22 protein-coding genes are annotated in these 19,282 nt (G+C 68.7%); 14 read left to right on the top strand and 8 right to left on the bottom strand.

Features of this window, described 5'->3' with window-relative positions; genetic code table 11:
* Positions 1-15: 15 nt before the first annotated feature.
* The gene (locus tag A3M1_RS0107570) at positions 16-1,053 is read right to left on the bottom strand and encodes a LacI family DNA-binding transcriptional regulator (protein ID WP_018388355.1); all 1,038 of its coding nucleotides are present in this window, start codon (positions 1,051-1,053) and stop codon (positions 16-18) included.
* Positions 1,054-1,218: 165 nt separating this feature from the next.
* Between A3M1_RS0107570 and A3M1_RS0107575 the strand changes: the two genes are divergently transcribed.
* The 9 genes from A3M1_RS0107575 (at position 1,219) to xth (ending at position 11,296) form a co-directional block, all read left to right on the top strand.
* Complete coding sequence (locus A3M1_RS0107575) at positions 1,219-2,277, top strand: sugar phosphate isomerase/epimerase (RefSeq protein ID WP_018388356.1); 1,059 nt, start codon at positions 1,219-1,221, stop codon at positions 2,275-2,277.
* Positions 2,274-3,425: a Gfo/Idh/MocA family protein gene (locus A3M1_RS0107580; RefSeq protein WP_198291121.1), complete on the top strand. Its 1,152-nt coding sequence runs from the start codon at positions 2,274-2,276 to the stop codon at positions 3,423-3,425. Before A3M1_RS0107575 ends, A3M1_RS0107580 begins: the two co-directional genes overlap by 4 nt.
* Positions 3,422-4,951 (top strand): sugar ABC transporter ATP-binding protein, encoded by a 1,530-nt coding sequence (locus A3M1_RS0107585; RefSeq protein WP_018388358.1) that lies wholly within the window; start codon positions 3,422-3,424, stop codon positions 4,949-4,951. Before A3M1_RS0107580 ends, A3M1_RS0107585 begins: the two co-directional genes overlap by 4 nt.
* Positions 4,944-5,981, top strand: coding sequence for an ABC transporter permease (locus A3M1_RS0107590; RefSeq protein ID WP_018388359.1), 1,038 nt, complete (start codon positions 4,944-4,946; stop codon positions 5,979-5,981). Before A3M1_RS0107585 ends, A3M1_RS0107590 begins: the two co-directional genes overlap by 8 nt.
* 27 nt (positions 5,982-6,008) lie before the next feature.
* Entirely contained in the window at positions 6,009-6,974 is a 966-nt protein-coding gene (locus A3M1_RS0107595; RefSeq protein WP_018388360.1) for an ABC transporter substrate-binding protein, read from the top strand.
* A 66-nt stretch (positions 6,975-7,040) separates the two neighbouring features.
* A complete protein-coding gene (locus tag A3M1_RS0107600; protein WP_018388361.1) occupies positions 7,041-7,574 on the top strand; it encodes a DNA-3-methyladenine glycosylase in 534 nt (177 codons plus the stop codon).
* Between the two features lie 157 nt (positions 7,575-7,731).
* Positions 7,732-9,843 (top strand): catalase, encoded by a 2,112-nt coding sequence (locus tag A3M1_RS0107605; RefSeq protein ID WP_018388362.1) that lies wholly within the window; start codon positions 7,732-7,734, stop codon positions 9,841-9,843.
* Between the two features lie 12 nt (positions 9,844-9,855).
* A complete protein-coding gene (locus A3M1_RS0107610) occupies positions 9,856-10,464 on the top strand; it encodes a cysteine hydrolase family protein (protein WP_026291373.1) in 609 nt (202 codons plus the stop codon).
* Positions 10,465-10,489: 25 nt separating this feature from the next.
* Positions 10,490-11,296: an exodeoxyribonuclease III gene (xth, locus tag A3M1_RS0107615; RefSeq protein WP_026221204.1), complete on the top strand. Its 807-nt coding sequence runs from the start codon at positions 10,490-10,492 to the stop codon at positions 11,294-11,296.
* Here the strand turns inward: xth and A3M1_RS0107620 are convergent.
* Genes A3M1_RS0107620 through A3M1_RS0107640 form a run of 5 tightly spaced genes read right to left on the bottom strand, consistent with a single transcriptional unit; the run spans position 11,293 to position 14,769 of the window.
* A complete protein-coding gene (locus tag A3M1_RS0107620; RefSeq protein ID WP_018388365.1) occupies positions 11,293-12,549 on the bottom strand; it encodes an RNA polymerase sigma factor in 1,257 nt (418 codons plus the stop codon). The genes xth and A3M1_RS0107620 overlap by 4 nt on opposite strands.
* Positions 12,546-12,917: a YciI family protein gene (locus A3M1_RS0107625; protein WP_018388366.1), complete on the bottom strand. Its 372-nt coding sequence runs from the start codon at positions 12,915-12,917 to the stop codon at positions 12,546-12,548. The genes A3M1_RS0107620 and A3M1_RS0107625 overlap by 4 nt, the downstream gene beginning before the upstream one ends.
* 23 nt (positions 12,918-12,940) lie before the next feature.
* Positions 12,941-13,252 carry a sulfur transfer protein gene (locus A3M1_RS0107630; protein ID WP_018388367.1) on the bottom strand — a complete coding sequence of 104 codons (312 nt, stop codon included), beginning with the start codon at positions 13,250-13,252 and terminating at the stop codon, positions 12,941-12,943.
* Between the two features lie 2 nt (positions 13,253-13,254).
* Positions 13,255-14,340, bottom strand: coding sequence for a sialidase family protein (locus A3M1_RS0107635; RefSeq protein WP_018388368.1), 1,086 nt, complete (start codon positions 14,338-14,340; stop codon positions 13,255-13,257).
* 12 nt (positions 14,341-14,352) lie between these two features.
* Positions 14,353-14,769: a VOC family protein gene (locus A3M1_RS0107640; protein WP_018388369.1), complete on the bottom strand. Its 417-nt coding sequence runs from the start codon at positions 14,767-14,769 to the stop codon at positions 14,353-14,355.
* A gap of 153 nt (positions 14,770-14,922) precedes the next feature.
* Between A3M1_RS0107640 and A3M1_RS0107645 the strand changes: the two genes are divergently transcribed.
* Positions 14,923-15,366, top strand: a complete 444-nt coding sequence (locus tag A3M1_RS0107645) for an SRPBCC family protein (RefSeq protein WP_018388370.1) — start codon at positions 14,923-14,925, stop codon at positions 15,364-15,366.
* A gap of 25 nt (positions 15,367-15,391) precedes the next feature.
* On the opposite strand, the gene A3M1_RS0107650 is transcribed toward A3M1_RS0107645, so the two are convergent.
* The gene (locus A3M1_RS0107650) at positions 15,392-16,030 is read right to left on the bottom strand and encodes an NrsF family protein (protein WP_018388371.1); all 639 of its coding nucleotides are present in this window, start codon (positions 16,028-16,030) and stop codon (positions 15,392-15,394) included.
* Position 16,031: 1 nt separating this feature from the next.
* Complete coding sequence (locus A3M1_RS0107655; RefSeq protein WP_018388372.1) at positions 16,032-16,568, bottom strand: sigma-70 family RNA polymerase sigma factor; 537 nt, start codon at positions 16,566-16,568, stop codon at positions 16,032-16,034.
* Between the two features lie 187 nt (positions 16,569-16,755).
* Between A3M1_RS0107655 and A3M1_RS0107660 the strand changes: the two genes are divergently transcribed.
* The 4 genes from A3M1_RS0107660 (at position 16,756) to A3M1_RS0107675 (ending at position 19,275) form a co-directional block, all read left to right on the top strand.
* The gene (locus tag A3M1_RS0107660; protein WP_018388373.1) at positions 16,756-17,043 is read left to right on the top strand and encodes a DUF2282 domain-containing protein; all 288 of its coding nucleotides are present in this window, start codon (positions 16,756-16,758) and stop codon (positions 17,041-17,043) included.
* 70 nt (positions 17,044-17,113) lie between these two features.
* Complete coding sequence (locus A3M1_RS0107665) at positions 17,114-17,995, top strand: DUF692 family multinuclear iron-containing protein (protein ID WP_018388374.1); 882 nt, start codon at positions 17,114-17,116, stop codon at positions 17,993-17,995.
* Positions 17,996-17,998: 3 nt separating this feature from the next.
* Entirely contained in the window at positions 17,999-18,769 is a 771-nt protein-coding gene (locus A3M1_RS0107670) for a DNA-binding domain-containing protein (protein ID WP_018388375.1), read from the top strand.
* Complete coding sequence (locus tag A3M1_RS0107675) at positions 18,766-19,275, top strand: DoxX family protein (protein ID WP_018388376.1); 510 nt, start codon at positions 18,766-18,768, stop codon at positions 19,273-19,275. The genes A3M1_RS0107670 and A3M1_RS0107675 overlap by 4 nt, the downstream gene beginning before the upstream one ends.
* The last annotated feature ends 7 nt before the right edge of the window (positions 19,276-19,282 follow it).

Raw genomic sequence — 19,282 nt, forward strand, 5'->3', positions numbered from 1 at the left:
CGGATTCCGCCGCGCTCACAAGCGCGCCGGGCCGGCCGCGCGGCTCTTTATGGCAGGGGCGGTAACGGGAGGAGCGGTGCTGGCGCGCAGCACCAGCTCGGTGGGAAGCACGATGTCGCCCTCCAGCGCCTCGCCGCCGATCATCGCCAGCAGGCACTGCGCCGCCCGGCGGCCGATCGCCTCGCGCGGCTGGCGGATGGTGGAGAGCGCCGGCGTCATATGCGAGACCAGCTCGATATCGTCGAACCCCATCACCGAGACGTCGCGCGGCACGGCGAGGCCGCGATGCTGCACCTCGCCGATGAAGCCGCAGGCCATGGCGTCGCTGGCGAGGAACATCGCCGTGGGACGCTGCTCCGCCGGCAAAGCGAGCCAGGCCGCACCGGCGACGCGGCCGGAATCGAGGCTGAAATCGCCGGGAAGCACGAGGGGCGGCGGCAGGCCGCGCGCCGCCAGCGCCTGCTCGGTGCCGGCGAGCCGCGCCTCGCTCAGCACATTGCCCGGCGGCCCCATCACATGGCCGATGCGCGTGTGGCCGAGATCGGCGAGATGGCCGACCGCGACCCGCGCCGCCGCACGGTTGTCGATCTTCACCCGCGGCGCTTCGATGCCCGGTATCCACTCGCAGGCCAGCACGATCGGCACCCGGCGCTTGAGGCCTTCCGCCGGCAGCGTGCCGTCGAGCACGATCAGCCCGTCGGCACGGCTCGGCTCGGCATAGCCGAGCAGAGTTTCCCCGCCCATGGCGCAGGTGTCGGCGATCAGCAGATTATAGCCCGCCCCGGCGAGCACCGCCGCCATGCCGGCGAGGATCTGCGAGAAGAACGGGTTGGACAGGTTCGGCACCAGCGCCACCACCCCGCCGGTGCGCCGGTGGCGCAAATTGCGCGCGGCGTGGTTCAGCCGGTAGCCGGTCTGGCGGATCGCCTCCTCGACGCTGCGGCGCGTCTCGGCGCTTACCACGTCGGGATTTGAGAGCACGCGGCTGACCGTCGCGGTGGAAACGCCGGCGAGCCGCGCCACGTCCACGATCTTCGGTCTCTGGTGCTGCATGGGCCCCTCCATAGACGCGCCGGGGGCTCTCTGGCAATCCGCTCGCGCTACCGTTGCGGCATTCCCGGCCACACCCTCTTGCAATCGATTACAAGCCTCCGCTAGGCTGAATGCAACCGATTACAAAAATCAACGGTTGGCCGGCACGCCGGTCGGGAGGAAACCATGCGGACCATCAAGGGGCCGGGCCTGTTTCTGGCCCAGTTCATCGGCGCAGACGCGCCCTTCGACAGCTGGCACACCATCACACGCTGGGCCGCCGAATGCGGCTATGAAGGCGTGCAGGTGCCGACCAACGACCCACGCATCCTCGATCTCGACCAGGCCGCCGCCTCGCGCGACTGGTGCGCGCAATGGGCCGGGCAGGGATCGCAGAACGGCGTGGTCGTCACCGAGCTCTCCACCCATCTGCAGGGCCAGCTGGTAGCGGTGCATCCCGCCTATGACGCGATGTTCGACGGTTTCGCGGCACCGCAGGTGCGCGGCAACCCGGCCGCGCGGCAGGAATGGGCGGTCGACCAGATGAAAAAGGCGCTCACCGCCTCCAAGCATCTGGGCCTCACCGCCATGGTGACGTTCTCAGGCGCGCTGGCCTGGCCCTATGTCTATCCCTGGCCACAGCGCCCGGCCGGGCTGGTGGAAGAGGCGTTCGACGAGCTGGCGCGCCGCTGGCGGCCGCTGCTCGACTTCGCCGATGAGTGCGGCGTCGATCTCTGCTTCGAGATCCACCCCGGCGAGGATTTGCACGACGGCGACACGTTCGAGATGTTCCTGGAGCGTGTGGACAACCACCCCCGCGCCAAGATGCTCTACGACCCCTCGCACTATGTGCTGCAGCAGCTCGACTATCTCGACCATCTCGACATCTATGCCGAGCGCATCGGCATGTTCCATGTGAAGGATGCCGAGTTCAACCCGACCGGCCGCAAGGGCGTCTATGGCGGCTACCAGCCCTGGCTGAAGCGCGCCGGGCGCTTCCGCAGCCCCGGCGACGGGCAGGTCGATTTCGGCGCCATCTTCTCGAAATTCGCCGCGATGGATTTCGACGGCTGGGCGGTGGTGGAGTGGGAATGCTGCCTCAAGCACCCCGAGGACGGCGCGCGCGAGGGGGCGCAGTTCGTCAAGAACCACATCATCCGCGTCACCGAGAAGGCGTTTGACGACTTCGCCGCCGGCGCCACCGACCGCGCCGCCAATCGCGCTTTGTTGGGGCTGGACCGATGAGCGGCCCTGTCCCAACCCGACCGCTGCGGCTCGGCATGGTGGGCGGCGGCTCGGGCGCCTTCATCGGCGCCGTACACCGCATCGCCGCGCGGCTCGACGGCGAATTCACGCTCATTGCCGGCGCGCTGTCCTCCACTCCGGAGAAATCCCGCGCCTCGGGCGAGGCGCTGGGAATCCCGCGCGCCTATGACGACTACCTCGCCATGGCGAAAGCCGAGGCGCGGCGCAAGGACGGCATCGAGGCGGTGGCGATCGTCACGCCGAACCATAGGCATGCCGGCCCGGCGATCGAATTCCTCAAGCGCGGCATCCACGTCATCTGCGACAAGCCGCTGACCGCGACCATGGCGGAAGCGAAGAAGCTCGCCAAAGTCGCGGAGCAGGCCAAGGCGCTGTTCGTGCTGACCCACAACTACACCGGCTACCCGATGATCCGACAGGCACGCGCCATGGTGGCGGCGGGCGAGATCGGCCGCGTCCGGCTGGTGCAGGTGGAATATGTGCAGGACTGGCTGACCGAAGCGGCGGAGAAATCCGGCTCCAAGCAGGCGGAATGGCGCACCGACCCGGAACGCTCGGGCGCGGGCGGGGCGACCGGCGATATCGGCACCCATGCCTACAACCTCGCCGGCTTCGTCTCCGGCCTGACGGCGGAAGCGCTGGCGGCGGACCTCCAGACTTTCGTGCCGGGCCGGGCGCTGGATGACAACGCCCATGTGCTGCTGCGCTTTGAAGGCGGGGCGCGCGGCATGCTGTGGGCGAGCCAGGTGGCGCCGGGCAATGAGAACGGCCTGCGCCTGCGCATCTATGGCGACAAGGGCGGGCTGGAATGGGCGCAGGAGGACCCGAACTATCTCTGGTTCACCCCCTTCGGCGAACCGAGGCGCCGCATCACCCGCAACGGCGCCGGGGCGGGGCCGGAGGCGGGGCGCGTCTCGCGCATTCCGCCCGGCCATCCCGAGGGGTATCTGGAAGGCTTCGCCAACATCTATGCCGAGGCGGCGCGCGCCATCCGCGCCCATCAGAAGGGTGAGGCGGCGCCAGAGGGCGTGCTGTTCCCGACACTGGCGGACGGGCTGGCGGGGATGCGCTTCGTCGAGGCCTGCGTGCAGTCCTCGCGCCGCAATGCCGGCTGGGTGACGCTGTGAGCGCCGCCCCGGAGCGCGCGGCCGCCCCGGTGCTCGAACTCGTCGATGTGCGCAAGAGCTTCGGGCCGATCGAGATCCTGCACGGCATCGACTTCGCGCTCCACGCGGGGGAAGTGCACGCGCTGATCGGCGAGAACGGCGCCGGCAAGTCGACGATCATGAAGATCCTCGGCGGCTTTCTCGCCCCCTCCTCCGGCGCGGTGCGGCTCGACGGCAAGCCGGCGCCCTATGCGACCGGGGCGCAGGCCGAGGCGCTGGGTGTGGTGGTGATCCATCAGGAGTTCAACCTCGCCCCCGACCTCACGGTGAGCGAGAACATCTGGCTCGGGCGGGAACTCGGCGGGATCTTCCTCGACCACCGCGCGATGCGGGCGGGCACGCAGGCGCTGCTCGACGAGCTCGACAGCCCGATCCGCCCGGAGGCGCGCATCCGCGACCTGCCCGTCTCCGACCGGCAGATGGTGGAAATCGCCAAGGCGCTGGCCCGCAAGGCGCGGGTGCTTGTTATGGACGAGCCTTCCGCCGTGCTCACCCATAAAGAGGTGGAGGTGCTTTTCCGCCAGATCGAGCGGCTGCGGGCGCAGGGCGTGGCGCTGCTCTACACCTCGCACCGGCTGGAGGAGATCACCCGCCTGGCCGACCGCGTCACCGTGCTGCGCGACGGCGCGGTGGTGCGCAGGGCCGGGCGCGGCGAGCTGACCGAGGACGGCATGGCCACCGCCATGGTCGGGCGCAAGCTGGAGGATATCTACCCGGCCAAGCGCCACCATGCCGGCGCGGTGGCGCTGGAGGTGAAGAGCTTTTCCGTGCCGCCGCTGGTGAAGGACATTTCCTTCTCCCTGCGGCGCGGCGAGGTGCTGGGCATCTCAGGCCTGGTCGGTTCCGGTCGCACGGAACTCGCCGAGGGGCTGGTGGGCCTGCGCCCCGCCAGCGGCGAAATCCTGCGCCACGGCGTGCCGGTCAAGGTCGGCTCGGTGCGCGAGGCCGCCGCCTGCGGCATGGCCTATCTCACCGAGGACCGGAAGGAGCACGGGCTGCTGCTCGACAAGAACCTTGCGGTGAACCTCACGCTTTCGACGCTGGCCCGCTTCGGCACGCCCTTCATCGATGCCGGGCGCGAGGAGGCGGCGCTGACCCGGGCGATCAGCGATTTCGACATCCGCGCCCCGCGCCGCGACATGAAGGTAGGCAACCTCTCCGGCGGCAACCAGCAGAAGCTGCTGCTGGCCAAGACCATGCTCGGCGACCCCGAAGTCGTCATCATCGACGAGCCGACGCGCGGCATCGATGTCGGCACCAAGAGCCAGATCTACGCCTTCATCGACGCGCTGGCCGCCGAGGGGCGCAGCGTCATCGTCATCTCTTCCGACATGCCGGAGATTCTCGGCCTGTCCGACCGGGTGCTGGTGATGCGCCATGGCCGGATCGCCGGCGAGCTGGAGGGCGAACGCCTCACCGAAAACGCCGTGGTGCGCCTGGTGATGGGCACCAACGAACAGGCCTCAGGGAGCGCCTCGCATGTCTGACTCCACGCGCTCTGACTCCACGCGCGCCGACCTCGCGCGCGCCGACACCGCGCGGCCTTCGCTCGCGGCGCGCCTGCCGGGCCTGTCGGCGCTCGGCCCGCTGCTGGCGCTGATCCTGCTGGTGGCGCTGGGGGCCTATCTCAACGAGAATTTTCTCTCCGCCGGCAATGTCACCAATGTGCTGGCCCGCTCCGCCTTCATCGGCATGATCGCGGTGGGGATGACCTTCGTCATCACGTCAGGCGGGCTCGATCTCTCGGTCGGCTCGATGGCGGCGTTCATCGCCGGAGTGATGATCCTCGCCATGAACGCGCTGCTGCCCTCGATGGGCGTCGGCGTGCCGCTGATTCTCGCCGGCATGGGCATCGCGCTCGGGGCCGGGCTGCTGGCCGGGCTCGGCAACGGGCTATTGGTGACGAAGGCGCGGATCGAGCCGTTCATCGTCACGCTCGGCACCATGGGCATCTTCCGCTCGCTGGTGACGTGGCTGGCCGATGGCGGCACGATCAGCCTGGATTTCGGCGTTCGCCAGCTTTACCGGCCGGTCTATTATTCCGGCCTGTTCGGCATCGCCTGGCCGATCCTCGTCTTCGCTGTGGTGGCCATCGCCGGGCAGGTGGCGATGCGCCATACGCGCTTTGGCCGCTACTGCGAAGCCATCGGCTCCAACGACAAGGTGGCGCTGTATTCGGCGGTGAATGTCGAGCGCATAAGGCTGATGACCTATGTGCTGCTCGGCCTGCTCGTCGGGCTGGCCACCATCATGTATGTGCCGCGCCTCGGCTCGGCCTCGGGTTCCACCGGCATGCTGTGGGAACTGGAGGCGATCGCCGCCGTCATCATCGGCGGCACGGCGCTGAAGGGCGGCTATGGCCGGGTCTGGGGCACGGTGATCGGCGTGCTGATCCTCAGCCTGATCGACAACATCCTCATTCTGGCGGACCTCGTCTCTCCCTATCTCAACGGGACGATCCAGGGCGTCATTATCGTGCTCGCGGTGGTTCTCCAGCGCAGCAAATCATCCGCCTGAGAGCGGAAATAACGGGAGGAAAACACAATGGAACGCAGGACATTTCTCACCACCGCCGCCATTGGCACCGCGGCCGCCGCCACCGGGCTCTCCCTGCCCGCCATGGCGCAGGGCAAGAAGGCGGTGATCGGCGTCTCGATTCCCTCCGCCACCCACGGCTTCATGGGCGGGCTGAACTGGCACGCGCAGGACACCATCAAGCGGCTGAAGGCGACCTATCCCAACCTCGAATTCGTGCTCGCCACTGCTGGTGCGGTCGGCAAGCAGGTCAATGACATCGAGGACATGGTGGCGACCCGCAACATCGACGCGCTTGTCGTGCTGCCCTTCGAATCCGAGCCGCTGACCAGCCCGGTCAAGGCGGTGAAGGATGCCGGCAAATGGGTGACGGTGGTCGATCGCGGCCTCTCGCAGGCCGGCATCGAGGACCTCTATGTCGCCGGCGACAACACCGCCTTCGGTCGCGTCTCGGGCGAGTATTTCAAGGCCAACCTGAAGCCCGGTGCCAAGATCGTGGTGCTGCGCGGCATCCCGACCACGCTCGACAATGAGCGCGTGGACGCCTTCAAGATCGCCATCGAGGGCTCGGGGATCGAGATCCTCGACATGCAGCACGGCAACTGGAACCGCGACAAGGCGTTTTCGGTGATGCAGGACTACCTGTCCAAGCACAAGAAGATCGACGCCGTGTGGGCGGCCGATGACGACATGGCGATCGGCGTGATGGAGGCCATTGCCCAGTCCGGCCGGCAGAAGGAGATGTGGATCGTCGGCGGCGCCGGCATGAAGCAGATCATCAAGCGGGTGATGGACAAGGACCCGCAGATCCCGGTCGACGTGTCCTATCCGCCGGCGCTGATCTCCACCGCGCTGGAGGTCACGGCGCTGAACTTCGTCTCCGCCACGCCGGTCTATGGCCGCTTCATCATCGGCTCGACGCTGATCACGGCGGAGAACGCCGCGCAGTTCTACTTCCCCGACAGCCCGTTCTGACCAGCCGGCACCTAGGGAGGGGGCGGGGCGCCCCCTCCCACCGCCGCCTCATGCTAGTCTCGCGGCATGATCGAGTTTGACGGCGATGCGCTCGCCCTCGCCCCCCGTCTGATCGGAATGACGCTGCTGGTCGACGGGGTCGGCGGCGTCATCGTCGAGACTGAGGCCTATCGGCGCGACGACCCCGCCTCGCACAGCTTTGCCGGCCCCACGCCGCGCAATGCGGCAATGTTCGGCCCGCCCTTCCATGCCTATGTCTACCGCTCCTACGGCCTGCACTGGTGCTTCAACATCGTAGCGCAGGGCCATGGCGCCGTACTGGTGCGGGCGCTGGCGCCGCTGGCTGGGCTGGAGCGCATGGTCGCGCGCCGTGGCGGGGCGGCCCGGCTGTGCTCCGGCCCCGGCCGGCTCACCCAGGCGCTCGCCCTAACAGGCGCCCTTGACGGCGCGCCGCTTGACCGCCCACCCTTTGAATGGCGCGAGCGCGAGGGCACGCCCGATATCGTTGCCGGCCCACGCATCGGCATCACCAAAGCGGTGGATGCGCCCTGGCGCTTCGGCCTGCGCGGCTCGCCTTTTCTCAGCCGCCGCTTCGCCTGACCCTCGCCGAATACCCCTGGCCGGTAGCCGGCGAAGCGCGGCGGCCCGCGCCGACGAATCCGGACCGCGAACGCGCCCTCGAGGCAACGAAACCCCTCCCCTGCGGTTAGTGGGGCGACGCCGGATCACCGATCGCACGCCGAGGGAGCACGGATAGATGGCACGCAAGACCAAGGGGGCCGCAGGGGCGGCCGCTAGGATTCACGACCAGACGCTGACGCGCGGAAATGGCGGCGAGCTGCACCAGTTCGCGCAAGGCGACACGCCTGTCATGACCACCGCGCAAGGCGGCCCGGTAGCGGACGACCAGAACACACTGAAGGTCGGCGCGCGCGGCCCGGCGCTGATCGAGGATTTCCACTTCCGCGAGAAAATGTTCCATTTCGACCATGAGCGCATTCCCGAGCGCGTGGTGCATGCGCGCGGCTATGGCGCCCATGGTTATTTCGAGACCTATGAATCGCTGGCCGAATACACCCGCGCCGACCTGTTCCAGCGCCCGGGCGAGAAGACGCCCGCCTTCGTGCGCTTCTCGACGGTGGCGGGCTCCAAGGGCTCGTTCGACCTCGCTCGCGACGTGCGCGGCTTCGCGGTGAAGATCTACACCCAGGAAGGCAATTGGGACCTCGTCGGCAACAACATCCCGGTGTTCTTCATCCAGGACGCGATCAAGTTTCCCGATGTCATCCACGCCGTGAAGCCCGAGCCGGACCGCGCCTTTCCGCAGGCGCAGTCGGCGCATGACAATTTCTGGGACTTCATCTCGCTGACCCCGGAATCCATGCACATGATCATGTGGGTGATGTCCGACCGGGCGATTCCGCGCTCCTTCCGCTTCATGGAGGGCTTCGGCGTCCACACTTTCCGCCTCGTGAACGAGAAGGACGAATCGACCTTCGTCAAGTTCATCTGGAAGCCCAAGCTCGGCCTGCAATCGGTGGTGTGGAACGAGGCGGTGAAGATCAACGGCGCCGACCCCGATTTCCATCGCCGCGATCTGTGGGAGGCGATCCAGTCCGGCAATTTCCCGGAATGGGAATTGTGTGTGCAGCTGTTCGACCAGGATTTCGCCGACAGTTTCGATTTCGACGTGCTCGATCCCACCAAGCTGATCCCCGAGGAGATCATCAAGCCGGTGCCGGTCGGCCGGCTGGTGCTGGACCGGATGCCGGATAATTTCTTCGCCGAGACGGAGCAGGTGGCGTTCATGACGCAGAACGTGCCGCCGGGCATCGACTTCTCCAACGATCCGCTGCTGCAGGGGCGCAACTTCTCTTATCTCGACACCCAGTTGAAGCGGCTCGGCAGCCCGAACTTTACCCATATCCCGATCAACGCGCCGAAATGCCCCTTCGCCCATTTCCAGCAGGACGGGCACATGGCGATGCGCAACCCGGTGGGGCGCACCAACTACCAGCCCAATTCGCGCGGCGAGGGCCCGCGCCCCGACCCGTCGCGCGGCTTCCGCTCCTTCGCCGAAGAGATCGAGGCGCCGAAGGTGCGGCTGCGGCCGGAGAGCTTCGCCGACCATTACAGCCAGGCGCGGCAGTTCTTCAACAGCCAGACCGGGCCGGAGCAGAAGCACATCGCCATGGCGCTGACCTTCGAGTTGAGCAAGGTGGAGGACGTGGTCATCCGCGAGCGGATGGTGGCGCATCTGCTCAACATCGACGAGGCGCTGGGCGCGACGGTGGCCGACAAGCTCGGCATCGACAAACTGCCCAAGCCCGCCGAGGCGGCCGTGCCCCCGCGCGACGACCTGCCCGCCTCGCCCGCCCTCAGCATCGTCCAGAACGGGCCGAACAGCTTCAAAGGCCGCAAGGTCGGCGTGCTGGTCAGCAATGGCTGCGACGGCACGCTGCTGACGGCGCTCCAGGCGGCGCTGGCGGCGGAAGGCGCGACAATGGAGCTGGTGGCGCCGAAGGTCGGCGGCGTGGAGACCGCCGACGGCAGCAAGCTGCCCGCCCATCACATGATCGATGGCGGGCCCTCGGTGTTGTTCGACGCGGTGGCGCTGCTGCTTTCCGAAGAGGGGGCCGAACGGCTGGTGGGCGAGGCGGCGGCGCGCGACTTCGTGGCGGACGCCTTCGCTCATTGCAAGTTCATCGGCTTCACCGCCGCCGCCCTGCCGCTGATGGCCAAGGCCGGCGTCGCCCCGGATGAAGATGAGGGACTGATCGCGCTGGAGGATGGCGCCTCGGTGGACGCCTTCGTCGCGAGCTGCCGCACGCTCCGCCTGTGGGCGCGCGAGGGCGTGGTCAAGCTCTGAGGGGCGCGCATCATGGCGGCAAGGGGCCTCGTGCACGGTCCGCTCGGCGCGAACACGTTGCATGTGTGCGTTGACATGCAGCGCCTGTTCGGCCCGGGCTTTCCCTGGGCGATGCCCTGGCTGGAGAAGGTGTTGCCGCTGGTGGAGTCCCTGTGCGCCCAAAAGCCGGAACGAACCGTGTTCACGCGGTTCGTTCCGCCGCGGCGGCCCGACGAGGCGCGGGGTGGCTGGGCGCGCTATTACCAGCGCTGGGCCGCAGTCACGGGCGAGGCAATCGGGCCGGATGCGGCACGGCTGGTGCCGGCGCTGGAGGCATTCGTGCCGCCGGCGCGGGTTATCGACAAGAGCGTCTATTCGCCCTGGACCGAGGGGCGGCTCGATGCGCTACTGGCGCCCGCGAGAGTGGACACGCTGGTGATCAGCGGCGGCGAGACGGATGTCTGCGTCCTCGCCACCGCGCTCGGCGCGATCGACCGGGGTTTCCGCGTCATCTTGGTCACGGATGCGTTGTGCAGTTCCTCCGACGCCACCCATGACGCGCTGATGGAACTCTATCTCAACCGTTTCAGCCAGCAGGTCGAGGTAGCCCGCGCCGAGGAAGTGCTGGAGGGCTGGCGCTGACATGCGTGCGGCTTTCGGAGCCTCCCTGAAGATCGCCACCTTCAACGTCAACGGCATCAATGGCCGCCTCGCCGTGCTGCTGCGCTGGCTGGAGGAGGCGCGCCCGGATGTGGTGTGCTTGCAGGAACTGAAAGCACCCGATGCGCGCTTTCCCATCCGCGCCATCGAGCAGGCCGGCTATGGCGCGATCTGGCATGGCCAGAAAAGCTGGAACGGCGTTGCCATCCTCGCACGCGGACGCGAACCGATCGAGACAAGGCGGGGGTTGCCGGGCGATCCGGACGACGAACAGGCCCGCTATATCGAGGCGGCGGTCGAGGGCCTTCTGATCGGCTGCCTGTATCTGCCGAACGGCAACCCGGCGCCGGGAGCCAAATTCGACGCCAAGCGGCGCTGGATCGCGCGGCTCGCCGCGCATGCGGCGGAACTGCTGGCACTCGACGTGCCTGTCATCCTCGCCGGCGACTACAATGTGATGCCGACCGAACTCGACGTGTACAAGCCCGAGCGCTGGGTGGACGACGCGCTGTTCCGTCCCGAGGTGCGCGAGGCCTTCCATGCGCTCATCGCGCAGGGCTGGACCGACGCGCTGCGCGCGCTGCATCCGGGCGAGCGGGTCTACACCTTTTGGGACTATCTCCACCACGCCTTCGCCCGTGACGCCGGGCTGCGGCTCGATCATCTCTTGCTGAGCCCCACGCTGGCGCCGCGCCTCACCGCCGCCGGGGTCGACCGTGCCGTGCGCGGCTGGGAGAAGGCGAGCGACCACGCCCCGGCCTGGATCGAGCTCGCACCCGCCCGCCTAGCCCGGCGGCGCAAACCAGCGGGTTAAAGCTTCAACCCGTCGAGATGGCTGCGAATATGCGCGGCTTCGGCTGATGTGGTGGCGAGGCTGATGGCGGTCATGAAGCCTTCGCGCGCCTCCCTTGTCCGGCCGAGCTGCAGCAGCAGCGCCCCGCGCAGGCCGTGATAATGAAAATAGCCGCCCAGCCGGTCGCCCAGCGGCTCCACCATCGCGAGCGCCGCTTCCGGCCCGCGCAGCTTGGAAATCGCCACTGCGCGGTTGAGCGTCACCACCGGCGAAGGCTGCAGGATTTCCAGCGTGCCGTAGAGCAGGTCGATCTGCGCCCAGTCGGTGGCCCCGGGCGTTTCCGCCCGCGCATGCAGCGCCGCGATCGCCGCCTGCACCTGATAGGCGCCGGGCCGGCGGTGGCGCATCGCCTTGTCGAGCAAAGCGAGGCCCTCGCCGATCATCGCCCGGTTCCACCGGGTGCGGTCCTGCTGATCGAGCAGGATCACCGCGCCCTCGGCATCGAAGCGGGCGCGGGCGCGGGCGTACTGAAGCAGCATGAGGGCGGCAAGGCCCATGATCTCCGGCTCGGCCGGGAACAGGCGCAGCAGCAGCCGGGCGAGGCGGATCGCCTCCTCGCACAGCGGCTCGCGGGCGGCGGTCTGGTCGCCGGCGGCGGAATAACCCTCGTTGAAGACGAGGTAGAGCATGGCGGCGACGGCACCGAGCCGCTCCGCCCGCTCCACCGGCCCCGGCGGCTCGAACGGCACGCCGCTCTCCCCCGCCTGCGCACGAGCGATGCGCGCCTTGGCGCGGGTGACGCGCTGTTCCATCGCTGTCTCGCTCACCAGGAAGGCGCGGGCGATCTGGCCGACGGAGAGGCCGGAGACGATGCGCAGCGCGAGCGCGATCTGCTGCGTCGCCGGCAGTTCGGGATGGCAGCAGATGAACAGGAGGCGCAGCACATCGTCACGGTAATGCGCGCCATCCATGCGCGCGGCGACCTCCGCCTCGGCGTCCTCGGTGTCGGAGAAGGCTTCCTCGGGCGGCAGTTCCGTCTGCTTTGCCCGACGCCGCACGCTGTCGAGCGCGACATTGCGGCCGACAAAAATCAGCCAGGCGGCAGGGTCGCGCGGCGGGCCGTTCAGCGGCCAGCTCTTCAGCGCCCGCAGGCACGCCTCCTGAAAGGCTTCCTCGGCGAGGTCGAGATCGCGGAAATAGCGCAGCAGCGCCGCGAGTGCCTGTGGGCGCGCCGCCGTGAGCGTGATGCCGATCGTGCGCGCCTCCTCGATCATGGCCGGGCGCCACCATCCATGAACAGGCCGACCGGGCGGATCTCATAAGACCCGCCGGGATTGGCGGCGCCGAGCTCGCGGGCGATGCCAAGCGCCTCTTCGAGGTCGGCGCAGTCGAGAATGTAGAAGCCGAGCAGCTGCTCCTTGGTTTCGGCGAAGGGGCCGTCGAGCACCAGCGGCGGGTCCTGGTCCTTGCGCAGCGTGGTGGCCGCCGTGGTCGGCAGCAGCCGCGCCACCGGCCCGAGCTTGCCCGCTGATGCGAGCCGCTCCTGCACCACGGCGAGCTTGCGCATCACCGCGTCATCTTCTTCCTTGGTCCAGGCGCAGACGACGTCTTCCTGGTGGTAGCAAAGCAGGGCGTAGAACATGGGCACCTTTCGTGAGGCAGGAATCAGCCGCCGCTGATTGCGGTGATGACGAAGACATCCGCGCCGGGGGCGAGCGGGGTGTTGAGACCGGCGCGGCGCCCGGCCACGAAGACGTTGATATGACGCCGGATCGCCGGCGTCTCGTCGCAGATGCGCTCGCCCATGCCGGGCCAGAGCGCGTCGAGCCCGTCCACCATTTCCGCGACGCTTGAGGCGTGGAGCGGCACCAGCCGCTCGGCGCCGGGAAACAGCACGACGAGATGCGGCGGCAGGCGCACGAGGACGGGGGCGGGGGCGGACGCCACGTCTATCTTCTCCCCCGCCTCCTCCATCATCGTCACCGCTCCAGCACCAGCGTCTCGACCGAGGTGATGGTCGGCAGGTGCGGGGCCACGCAGTTCCAGCTCTCGCCCTCGTCGGCGCTGGCATAGAGCCCGCCGGCATTGCTGCCGAAATACACCCCGGCCGGCTCCAGCGTGTCGGTGGCCATCGCCTGGCGCAGCACGTTGAAATAGGCCCCGCCCTGCGGCAGGCCGGCGCGGTTCGCCTGCCAGCTGGCGCCGGCGTCCCCCGTTCGCCACACGGCGGCGTTGCCCTCCGGCATGAAGCGGCCCTTGATGTCGCCGTTCAACGGGATGAGGTAGAGCCCGTCCGGGTCGCGCGGATGCACGGCGGCTGGAAAGCCGAAGGAGGAGGGCAAGCCGTTCTCGATGCTCTCCCAGCTGCGCCCGCCATCGTCGGAGCGGTACATGCCGCAATGGTTCTGCTGGTAGAGCCGCCCCCGCCCGCCCGGCGCCATGACCAGGCAGTGCACGCATTGGCCGAATTCGGGATAGTTCTGCCCCTCCGGCATAAAGTCGGCGCGGGTGCCGCGGTTGCGCGCCTCCCAGGTGGCGCCGCCATCCTCGCTGGCGAAAACGCCCGCTGCGGAAATGCCGACCCAGATCTTGTTCGGATCGGCCGGGTCGAGCACCAGCGAATGCAGGATCAGCCCGGCGCCGCCGGGGTTCCATTCCGGTCGGCTCGGGTGCTGCTGCAGCCCGTCAATGTGGCTCCAGCTCTCCCCGCCATCGGTGCTGCGGAACAGCCCGGCCGGCTCGACCCCGGCATAGAGGCTGCCATCCGCCGCCACCGCAAGGCTCCAGACCGATTTCACCGGCGCCTGCCCGGCCTCATAGGCGAGGCCCTGGCTCGAATGGGTCCAGCTGGCGCCGAGATCGGTCGATTTCCACACCGCCGGGCCGAACCATTCATTGCCGCCGCCGGCATAGAGCGTGCCGCTCAAAGGATCGGCGACCACGTGATTGGTCGGCCAGGTCTCGCAGAACGGGCCGCGCAGCTGCCAGGAGCGCCGCGCCGCGTCGCTCTCCAGCACAAAGGCGCCCTTGCGGGTGCCGACAAGAACGAAAACCTGCCGTGCCATCGCCCCCTCCGCTCAACTCGTCACGACCACGACCAGCCAGGACACGCCGAAGCGGTCGACCAGCGAGCCGAAGGCCGGGGCGAAGAAGGTGGGGCCGAGCGGCATCGTCACCTGCCCGCCCTCGGACAGGGCGGCGAACCGCGTCTCGGCCTCTTCCCTTGTCGCGACCGAGAGCGCCAGCGAGACACCGGCAAAACCCGCCGCGTCCGACTGGCAGCCATCGGAGGCCATCAGCTCGGCCTCGCCGACACGGAAGCTGGCATGCATCACCTTGTCGTCCCAGCCGTCCGGCACCATACCGGGCGGCGGCGGCTCGGGGGCCTCGCCAAAGCGCATCAGCGCCGTCACCTCAGCGCCGATCGCCTGGGTGTAGAACGCCAGCGCTTCCTCGGTGCGCCCGTTGAACATCAGATAGGCCTGCACGTTCATCGCTGATCTCCCTTTGATTGCCTTCGACGACCCGAGGACGAAGGGCGGGGCACGAAACCGACAGGGACTGAGAAAATTTTCGCGGCCCTGTCGGCGGGGGGCCGGATCGCGCGTCCTTGAGGCATCACCGGCAGATCAGGAGGCTCACCCGCCATGCCCAGCACGATACGCCTGCACCGCGTCCTCGCAACCCGCCCGGAGAAGGTCTACCGCGCCTTTATCGAAGCGGACGCGCTGGCGAAGTGGATTGCGCCGAACGGCTTCACCTGCACGGTGGACCATCTCGAGGCCCGCGTCGGCGGCACGTTCCGCATGGCGTTCTGCAACTTCACCACCGGCGCAAGCCATGCCTTCGGCGGCACCTATCTGGAGCTGAGCCCCGGCAAGAGCCTGCGCTACACCGACCGCTTCGACGACCCCGCCCTGCCCGGCGAGATTGTGGTGAGCGTGAGCTTGAAGGAGGTTTCCGTCGGCACCGAGCTGGAGATCGAGCAGGCGGGCATACCGGACGCCATTCCGCCCGAGGCCTGCACCCTTGGCTGGCAGCAATCGCTGGAGAACCTCGCCCGGCTGGTGGAGCCGGAGATCCCGGGCTAGCGCATAGGGTCGGAGCGGTGTTTAACTACCAGCGCGCCACGCGCGGTGCGAGGATCGCCCCCGCGACGGCGAGGCCGGCAATGGCCAGGCTGTACCAGCTGGCGACGAAGAGCGGAGAATCGTCGGGGCAATGGGCGGCATAGAACGCGCCCGCCAGCCCGCCCGCCAGCAGCCCCGCCACCGCCCCGGCCAGCGCCGGGCGTGCCGGCGCGCCATGGCGCAGCACCGCCAGGAATACCACCAGCGGCGCGGCGCCGATCAGCGGAATGAAGGTGAGGCAGACACGGGCATTGACCCCGACCAGCCGCGCGGCCCAATCGGCGGAGGGAACCGCCAGCAGTTCCAGCCCCACGGCGGCGATCAGCAGCAGCGGCCCGGCCAGCAGCCAGACGAGCGGCGTACGCGCCTCCTCGCCCGGCCGCACCAGCCGGCGCAGCAGGACGAACGCGCTGGCGGCCAAAGCGAGCGTCACCACGAATTTGAACACGAAGCGCGCCGTCTCCAGCGAGGCCAGCGCATCGGGGCGTGGACCAAGGGCGAGCGCGAACACGGCCCCGGCGAGCACAAGCGCGAGCGCCATCGCCACGCGCCAGGCCGTGCCCAGCGGCAGTGCCCGGCGGCGTGTATCGGCGGCCATCGCCCGGATGAGATCTTGCGTGTCCATGTCACTCGCGTCCAAATCGCCGCGCGATCGCGGCCAGTCCCCGGTGCAGCGCCACCCGCACCGCCGCCTCGGTCATCGCATAGGTCCGGGCCGTCTCCTCGACGGAACGGCCGTCGACCGAAATCGCCGCCACCACCGAGCGCTGCGTCGGGGCGAGCCCGTCGAGTGCCCGGGTGATGTCGCGCGCGCTCACCGTCTCGACCTCCGGCTGGGCGAAGGTTTCGGCGATGTCGTCGACGTCGATTTCCACCCGCCGGCCGCGCCGGCGGAAGGCGTCGATCAGCTTGAAGCGCGCAATGGCATAGACCCAGGGCAGCACGGGCGCCTCGGGCAGCCATGTATGGCGCTTCAGATGGATCGCCAGCAGCACCTCCTGCACCACATCTTCCGCATCGACCCCGCCATGGGTGATCTTGCCGCGCGCATAGGCACGGACAAGGCCCGCAACACGGTCGAGAAACGCTGAATAGCAGCGCTCGTCGCCCGCGAGGGCGGCGCGGAGCAGATCGGCAAGTTCGCGCTCGTTCTTGCCGCTCAACGCCGGTCTCTCCTTTTCGCGCGCCCGGGCCGCCTTGTTACGGTCGGGCGGAAATAATCTGCGAATGCCACGCCCACCTCATCACGAATTCGTGTCGAAGAGGAGCGTAACACCGCCGGCTCCCGTCTCGAATGGACCGATGCAGGGTCAAGCACGGCCCTCTGCACCGATCAACAGGAGACGACCCATGAACCGCTCGACCCTCGCTCTCGCGCTCGCCGGCTCCCTCGCCACTGCCCTTGCCGGCGCCGCCTTCGCCGCCCCGCTTTCGCCGGAAAAGATGGCCGGCAACGAGAAGTGCTACGGCGTTGCCCTGAAGGGCCAGAATGACTGCGCCGCGGGTGCCGGCACCACCTGCGCCGGCACCTCGACCATGGACTACCAGGGCAATGCCTGGAAGGCGGTTCCCAAGGGCACCTGCGTGACCATGAAGGGCGGCATGCATATGGGCTCGCTGACCCCGATCAAGAGCTGAGCCGGCTCAGGAGGCCCGCGCCGCGGGCCTCCTCTTCTCGCAACTCCCCGTTCCCAAAGCCGCGAGACCGATGATGAACGCCGTCCCCCGCGACTGCCTGCCCGCCCGCGCCGGGCTCGGGCTTAAGCCGGAGCATTACTGCCATGTGCTGGAGGCGCGCCCGGATATCGGCTTCTTCGAGGTTCATGCCGAGAACTACATGGGCGCCGGCGGGCCGCCGCACCATTATCTGGAAGCGGTGGCCAGCCTCTACCCGCTCTCGCTGCACGGCGTCGGCCTCTCCATCGGCGCGGCCGGACCGCTCGACACGGCGCATCTGCGCCGGCTACGCGACCTGATTGACCGCTACCGGCCGCAGAGCTTTTCCGAACATCTCGCCTGGTCGACGCACGACACCGGCTTTCTCAACGACCTGCTGCCGCTGCCCTACACGCAGGAAACGCTGGCGCGGGTGAGCAAACATGTCGACGAGGCGCAGCAGGCGATCGGGCGGCAGCTGCTGCTGGAGAACCCCTCGACCTATCTGCTGTTCGCCGAGAGCACGATCGACGAGATCGACTTCCTGGAGGCGGTCGCGGAGCGCACCGGCTGCGGCCTGCTGCTCGACGTCAACAATGTGATGGTGTCCTGCGTCAATCACCGGCTGGACCCGACCGCCTATATCGACCGCTTCCCGGTCGAGCGCGTCGGCGAGATTCACCTGGCCGGCTATGACGAGACCGTGGACGGCGCCGGCGACCGGCTGCTGATCGACGCCCATGGCTCGCCAGTCAAGACCGACGTGATGGCGCTGTACGCGCTCACTCTGGCGCGCACCGGGCCGGTGCCGACGCTGATCGAATGGGACAATGACGTGCCGGCCTTCCCCACGTTGCATGCCGAGGCAGTGCGCGTCGACGCGCTGATCGCCGGGCAGGCGGCGCGGCGCAACGTGCTGAAGCGGGCGGGCTGAGCCATGGACTTCGCCACAGGCCAGCACGCCTTCGCACAGGCGCTGCTCCATGCCGACGCTCCCCTGCCCCCGGGCCTGACGGGCGCGCGCGGGGTGGCTGACGCCGCGCGCTTCGCGGTCTATCGCAACAATGTCCATGTCGGGCTGACCCGGGCGCTGGCGCAGCGCTTCGGCGTGACGGAGAGGCTGGTGGGCGGAGATTTCTTCGCCGGCATGGCGCGGGCCTATGCGCAGGACCACAAGCCCTCCTCGCCGCTGATCATCGACTATGGCGACGACTTCCCGGATTTCATTGCCGGCTTCGAACCGGCGCAGGCGCTGCCCTATCTCCCCGATGTCGCCCGGCTGGAGGCGGCCTGGACGCGGGCCTATCACGCGGCCGATGCCGCCCCGCTCGCCCTTGCCCGGCTCGCCGCGTTCGCCCCGGAGGCGCTGGCGACGCTCACCCTGAAACCGCACCCTTCCGCGACGCTGCTGCGCTCGCCCTTTCCCGCCGGTGCGATCTGGGCCGCGCATCAGGGCGCGGAGCTCGCCGACATCGAGGCGTGGCAGCCCGAGACCGTGCTGGTCGTGCGGCCGGATATGGCGGTGAACGTCCATGTCCTGCCGGCCGGCGACGGGCCCTTCGCCGCGCTTCTGTTTGCCGGCGGCACGCTCGGCGCGGCGGCGGAGGCGGCGCTCAATGAAGAGCCCGGCTTTGATTTCGGCGCCGCCTTGGTCGGCCTTCTCACCCTCAGTGCCTTTGCCGACATCCATCAAGGGGACGTGCCATGACAACAGAGACCCGTGTTCTTCCGCAGCGCCGGCCGCTTCCGCTTCTCGCGCTGCTCGCGCGGGCCGAGGACCTGCTGGCGTCGATCCCGGCCGCCTTGCCGCTCCTTGGCCTGCGCGTCGCGCTGGCGGTGCCGTTCTTCCTGTCGGGCCTGACCAAATGGGAGAGCTTTCTCACCCTGTCGGCTGGGGCGCACTTCCTGTTCGAGGAAGAGTTCCGGCTGCACCTGTTCGGCGGTACCTATGCCTACCCCTTCCCCACCCTGATGGCGGCGGCGGCGGGAACGGGCGAGATCGTGCTGCCGCTGCTCTTGCTGCTCGGCCTCGGCACCCGCTTCGCCGCGCTCGGCCTGCTGGTCATGACCGCCATCATCCAGCTCACCATTCCCGAGGGCTGGGCGAATTTTCACCTGCCCTGGGCCGCCATGGCCTTCGCGCTGGTGGTGTTCGGCGGCGGCCCGCTCGGGGCGGAAGGGCTGTGGCGGCGGTCGTCCCCGTCACAGCATTGAGATGGCC

Origin of the sequence: Ancylobacter sp. FA202, assembly GCF_000380205.1 — a bacterium.
Lineage (GTDB): Bacteria > Pseudomonadota > Alphaproteobacteria > Rhizobiales > Xanthobacteraceae > Ancylobacter.

Coding starts and splice junctions, on each gene's coding strand:
- A3M1_RS0107660 (WP_018388373.1), top strand. CDS start 16,756: ATGAACCGCTCGACCCTCGCTCTCGCGCTCGCCGGCTCCCTCGCCACT.
- A3M1_RS0107670 (WP_018388375.1), top strand. CDS start 17,999: ATGGACTTCGCCACAGGCCAGCACGCCTTCGCACAGGCGCTGCTCCAT.
- A3M1_RS0107575 (WP_018388356.1), top strand. CDS start 1,219: ATGCGGACCATCAAGGGGCCGGGCCTGTTTCTGGCCCAGTTCATCGGC.
- A3M1_RS0107610 (WP_026291373.1), top strand. CDS start 9,856: ATGGCGGCAAGGGGCCTCGTGCACGGTCCGCTCGGCGCGAACACGTTG.
- A3M1_RS0107595 (WP_018388360.1), top strand. CDS start 6,009: ATGGAACGCAGGACATTTCTCACCACCGCCGCCATTGGCACCGCGGCC.
- A3M1_RS0107600 (WP_018388361.1), top strand. CDS start 7,041: ATGATCGAGTTTGACGGCGATGCGCTCGCCCTCGCCCCCCGTCTGATC.
- A3M1_RS0107645 (WP_018388370.1), top strand. CDS start 14,923: ATGCCCAGCACGATACGCCTGCACCGCGTCCTCGCAACCCGCCCGGAG.
- A3M1_RS0107665 (WP_018388374.1), top strand. CDS start 17,114: ATGATGAACGCCGTCCCCCGCGACTGCCTGCCCGCCCGCGCCGGGCTC.
- A3M1_RS0107570 (WP_018388355.1), bottom strand. CDS start 1,053: ATGCAGCACCAGAGACCGAAGATCGTGGACGTGGCGCGGCTCGCCGGC.
- A3M1_RS0107620 (WP_018388365.1), bottom strand. CDS start 12,549: ATGATCGAGGAGGCGCGCACGATCGGCATCACGCTCACGGCGGCGCGC.
- A3M1_RS0107635 (WP_018388368.1), bottom strand. CDS start 14,340: ATGGCACGGCAGGTTTTCGTTCTTGTCGGCACCCGCAAGGGCGCCTTT.
- A3M1_RS0107625 (WP_018388366.1), bottom strand. CDS start 12,917: ATGTTCTACGCCCTGCTTTGCTACCACCAGGAAGACGTCGTCTGCGCC.
- A3M1_RS0107650 (WP_018388371.1), bottom strand. CDS start 16,030: ATGGACACGCAAGATCTCATCCGGGCGATGGCCGCCGATACACGCCGC.
- A3M1_RS0107630 (WP_018388367.1), bottom strand. CDS start 13,252: ATGATGGAGGAGGCGGGGGAGAAGATAGACGTGGCGTCCGCCCCCGCC.
- A3M1_RS0107640 (WP_018388369.1), bottom strand. CDS start 14,769: ATGAACGTGCAGGCCTATCTGATGTTCAACGGGCGCACCGAGGAAGCG.
- A3M1_RS0107580 (WP_198291121.1), top strand. CDS start 2,274: ATGAGCGGCCCTGTCCCAACCCGACCGCTGCGGCTCGGCATGGTGGGC.
- A3M1_RS0107590 (WP_018388359.1), top strand. CDS start 4,944: ATGTCTGACTCCACGCGCTCTGACTCCACGCGCGCCGACCTCGCGCGC.
- A3M1_RS0107675 (WP_018388376.1), top strand. CDS start 18,766: ATGACAACAGAGACCCGTGTTCTTCCGCAGCGCCGGCCGCTTCCGCTT.
- A3M1_RS0107605 (WP_018388362.1), top strand. CDS start 7,732: ATGGCACGCAAGACCAAGGGGGCCGCAGGGGCGGCCGCTAGGATTCAC.